This window comes from Streptomyces sp. NPDC059142 (assembly GCF_042755665.1).
GTDB lineage: Bacteria > Actinomycetota > Actinomycetes > Streptomycetales > Streptomycetaceae > Streptomyces.
In genome coordinates this window covers 8,641-13,198 of sequence record NZ_JBHZDA010000137.1, presented here as the reverse complement: position 1 = coordinate 13,198, position 4,558 = coordinate 8,641, and the positions used below count along the sequence as shown (strand labels likewise).

General features: G+C 69.9%; 4 protein-coding genes. All 4 read left to right on the top strand.

Annotated elements, in window-relative coordinates; all coding sequences use genetic code 11:
* Window positions 1-183: 183 nt before the first annotated feature.
* Complete coding sequence (locus tag ACFXPK_RS30635; protein ID WP_385080373.1) at window positions 184-1,422, top strand: glycosyltransferase family 2 protein; 1,239 nt, start codon at window positions 184-186, stop codon at window positions 1,420-1,422.
* Between the two features lie 236 nt (window positions 1,423-1,658).
* On the top strand, window positions 1,659-2,726 hold the full coding sequence (locus ACFXPK_RS30630) for a glucose-1-phosphate thymidylyltransferase (protein WP_385000020.1): 1,068 nt from the start codon (window positions 1,659-1,661) through the stop codon (window positions 2,724-2,726).
* The gene (gene rfbB, locus ACFXPK_RS30625; protein ID WP_385000023.1) at window positions 2,723-3,712 is read left to right on the top strand and encodes a dTDP-glucose 4,6-dehydratase; all 990 of its coding nucleotides are present in this window, start codon (window positions 2,723-2,725) and stop codon (window positions 3,710-3,712) included. The genes ACFXPK_RS30630 and rfbB overlap by 4 nt, the downstream gene beginning before the upstream one ends.
* A 59-nt stretch (window positions 3,713-3,771) precedes the next feature.
* The coding region (rfbD, locus tag ACFXPK_RS30620; RefSeq protein ID WP_385080375.1) for a dTDP-4-dehydrorhamnose reductase at window positions 3,772-4,558 on the top strand (787 nt) is incomplete at its 3' end.

Sequence of the window (4,558 nt, the reverse complement as noted above, 5' to 3'; positions counted from 1 at the left end):
GTCGGGGGGGTGCCGGGCGTGGGGGTGGAACCCCCGGCTCCCCGGCCCGGGGGGCCCGGGGGGCCCCCCCCCCCCCGCGGGGCTTTTCCGTGCACGCCCGCCGATTGGCCTGTGACGGGCATCACAAAGGCTCGGTGATCGGGTAAGACAACCAACATTCGGTACTACTTGTCTTGCTTTCCGATGAACGATATGTCAGTTCCTGATGTGAGTGTGATCGTCGGGGCATACGAAGCGATGCCCTACCTGATCCGCTGCCTGGAATCGGTGGAAGCCCAGACACTGGGCGCCGACCGTATCGAGCTCGTCGCCATCGACGACGGCTCGGCCGACGGCACGGGGGAATTCCTGGAAGAATTCGCGGCCCGCACGTCCATCCCGACCAGGGTGGTACGGCAGGCCAACTCGGGCGGCCCCAGCGGCCCGCGCAACGTGGGCCTCGGACTGGCCCGGGGGCGTTACGTCTTCTTCCTGGACGCCGACGACTATCTGGGGGAGGAAGCGCTGGAGCGCATGGTCACCGTGGCCGACCGCGCTCGTACGGACGTGGTGCTCGGCAAGGTGGTGGGGGTCGACCGGGGCGCCCCCAGCTCGATGTGGCGGCGTACGGCCGACCGCGTCGACGTCCACAACTCGCAGGTCGTCTACACGCTGAGCGCGCAGAAACTCTTCCGCCGCGCGCTGGTCGAGCGGCTGTGGCTGCGGTTCGACGAGGGGCTCAGGACCGGCGAGGACGCGCTCTTCACCATGGAGGCGTACCTCCGGGGCGACGGTGTCTCGGTCATCTCCGACTACACCTGCTACTACCTCGTCGGCAGGGACGACGGCAAGCATGTGACCAAGTCCGGTGACTACACGCACCGGTTCGCCGCCGTGACCGCCCTGATGACCCTCATCGCCGAACTGGAACCGGCCGGCCCCCGGCGCGACAGGCTGATGGTGCGCCCCTTCACGGTCGGGCTGATCCAGCAGTTCGCGCACGGCATCGTCAAGGACTCCGACGAGGTCAGGCGCCACAAGCTGGAGCTGGTCGGCCCCCTGATGGAGCGCTACTGGAATCCGGGGGTGGCGCGCCACATCAAGGTCGCCGAGCGGGTGCGGCTGGAGTGCGTGGCGCTCGGACGGCTCGATCTGCTCGCCGACGTCCTGGCGTTCATCAAGGCGGAGACGGTGCCCGAGGTGGTCCACCGGGGCCGTGCCCGCACCCCGTACCTCGTCCTGCCGCACTTCGGGGACCGCCGGTCCGGGCTGAAGGACGCCTCCTACGAGGTGACCGTACGGGACTGGGTCGGCAAGCCGGGGCTGCGCCCCATCGAGCCGCCGCAGGCCGCCCGCCGGCGCAGATCCCTGGCACGCAGGGTGGCGCGCCGGCTGCGTACCCAGGTACGGAACCTCGCGCCGCTGAGGAACCGTACCGCCTGAAGGAGTTGGCGCCGGAAACTGAGCGAATTGGCGCGAAATAGGGGGCGCGGCCGTTGGTACAAGGTCGCGTTCCTCCGCGTAAATGCTCTGTCAAGCGCCCTTTCACGCCCCCATGGCGCGCCCCTTCACCCTTCCGGGGTGACCGGTAGCAGACGACGCGGGGAAGCGTAGGTAAAATCGGACTGTCGGGCGACCCCCGGACAGCATCGCAATCACAGCAGGGGAATACAGGAACAGTGAAGGCTCTCGTACTGTCCGGTGGGGCAGGTACCCGACTGCGGCCCATTACGCACACATCGGCGAAGCAGCTCGTCCCCGTGGCGAACAAGCCGGTGCTCTTCTACGGTCTCGAAGCCATCGCCGAGGCGGGTATCACCGAGGTCGGCGTGATCGTCGGCGACACCGCGGAAGAGATCCGCGCGGCCGTCGGCGACGGCTCGCAGTTCGGTATCAAGGTGACGTACCTCCAGCAGGACGCGCCCCTCGGACTGGCGCACGCCGTCCTCATCGCCCGTGACTTCCTCGGCGACGACGACTTCGTGATGTACCTGGGCGACAACTTCATCGTCGGCGGCATCAGCGGTCTGGTGGACGGCTTCCGCGAGGACCGGCCCGCCGCGCAGATCCTGCTCACCAAGGTCCCCAACCCCACCTCCTTCGGCGTCGCCGAACTGGACGGCGAGGGACGGGTCGTGGCCCTGGAGGAGAAGCCGAAGAAGCCCAAGAGCGATCTCGCGCTCGTCGGCGTCTACCTCTTCACCCCGGCCGTCCACGAGGCCGTACGTTCCATCGAGCCGTCCTGGCGCGGCGAGCTGGAGATCACCCACGCCATCCAGTGGCTGATCGACCAGCAGCGCGACGTCCGCTCCACGACCATCTCCGGGTACTGGAAGGACACCGGCAACGTCACCGACATGCTGGAGGTCAACCGCTCGGTGCTGGAGACGGTGGAGCCGCACTGCGAGGGCACCGTCGACGAGGGCAGCGAGATCATAGGGCGTGTGAGGATCGAGAAGGGCGCGAAGGTCACCGGCAGCCGTATCCTCGGTCCCGTGATCATCGGCGCGGACACCGTGATCAGCGACGCGTACATCGGTCCCTTCACCTCGGTCTCCGAGGGGTGCACCATCGAGGACAGCGAGATCGAGTACTCCATCGTGCTGCGCGGCTCCTCGCTCACCGGCGTCCGCCGGGTGGAGGCGTCGCTGATCGGCCGCGACGTCGAGATCACCCCCGCGCCCCGTAACCCGTCCGCCCACCGACTCGTCCTCGGTGACCACAGCAAGGTGCAGATCTCCTCATGACGACGCACAGGATTCTCGTGACCGGCGGCGCCGGTTTCATCGGCTCGCACTACGTCCGTACGGTGCTCGGCCCGCAGGGCCCCGGCGACGTCGAGATCACGGTTCTCGACAAGCTCACCTACGCGGGAAATCCGGCCAATCTCGACCCGGTCCGCGAGCACCCCGGATTCCGCTTCGTGCAGGGCGACATCTGCGACCCCGACCTGGTCGGCAAGTTGATGGCCGAGCACGACCAGGTGGTGCACTTCGCCGCCGAGTCGCACGTGGACCGCTCCATCGACGGCGGCGCCGAGTTCGTCCGTACGAACGTGGTGGGCACCCACACGCTGATCGACGCCGCCCACCGGGCGGGCGTGAAGACCTTCGTGCACATCTCCACGGACGAGGTCTACGGTTCGATCGACGAGGGCTCCTGGCCCGAGACGCACCCGCTGGAGCCCAACTCGCCGTACTCCTCGGCGAAGGCGTCCAGCGATCTGATCGCGCTCTCGTACCACCGCACCCACGGCCTCGACGTGCGCGTGACCCGCTGCTCCAACAACTACGGGCACCACCACTTCCCCGAGAAGGTCATCCCGCTGTTCATCACGAACCTGCTGGACGGCAAGAAGGTGCCCCTGTACGGCGACGGCGGCAACATCCGCGACTGGCTGCACATCGACGACCACGTCCAGGGCATCGAGCTGGTCCGTACGAAGGGCCGCGCCGGCGAGGTCTACAACATCGGCGGCGGCACGGAGCTCTCCAACAAGGAGCTGACCGGCCTGCTCCTGGAGGCGTGCGGGGCGGACTGGGAGACCAGCGTCGAGTACGTCACCGACCGCAAGGGCCACGACCGCCGCTACTCGGTCGACTGCGCCAAGATCCGCGAGGAGCTGGGGTACGAGCCCCGCAAGGACTTCGCGACCGGCCTCGCGGAGACCGTCGCGTGGTACCGCGAGAACCGCGCCTGGTGGGAGCCGCTGAAGGAGCGTGCGGCCCTGTGAGCACCGGCTCCGAGAGCAGCGGCGGCGCGGGCACCTGGCTCGTCACCGGCGCCGGCGGCATGCTCGGCCAGGACCTCCTGGCCCGGCTCGCCGCCGCCGGGCGGCCCGCGGCCGGCCTGGACCGCGCCGCGCTGGACATCACCGACCCCGCGGCCGTGCGCGCGGCCTTCGAGGCCCACACGCCGGCCGTGGTGGTCAACTGCGCGGCGTGGACGGCCGTGGACGACGCCGAGTCCAAGGAGGACGACGCGCTCGCGGTCAACGGCACGGGCCCCCGGGTCCTCGCCGAGGCGTGCCGGGACTCCGGCGCGATCCTGCTCCAGGTCTCCACGGACTACGTCTTCGCCGGGGACGGGGAGGCACCGTACGCGGAGGACGCCCCGACGGCGCCGCGCAGCGCCTACGGGCGGACGAAGCTGGCGGGGGAGCGCGCGGTCCTCGACACGCTGCCCGGCCACGGCTACGTGGTCCGTACGGCGTGGCTGTACGGCGCGGGCGGACCCAACTTCGTCCGTACGATGATCAAGCTGGAAGCCGTCAAGGACACCCTGGACGTGGTGGACGACCAGCGCGGGCAGCCCACCTGGACCGGCGACCTCGCCGACCGGCTGGTCCTGCTCGGCGCGGCGGCGCTCGACGGCACGGCGCCCGCGGGCGTCTACCACGGCACCAGCGGCGGCGGGACGACCTGGTTCGGCTTCACCCAGGAGATCTTCCGGCTGCTGGGCGCGGACCCGGCGCGGGGGGGGGCGCCCCCCCCCCCCCCCGCCGGCCCCCCCCCCCCCCCCCCCCCCCCCCACACACACACACACGCCCACGGGACACGAGCGCGACCACAGCGCCACC

Coding starts and splice junctions, on each gene's coding strand:
- rfbB (WP_385000023.1), top strand. CDS start 2,723: ATGACGACGCACAGGATTCTCGTGACCGGCGGCGCCGGTTTCATCGGC.
- ACFXPK_RS30635 (WP_385080373.1), top strand. CDS start 184: ATGAACGATATGTCAGTTCCTGATGTGAGTGTGATCGTCGGGGCATAC.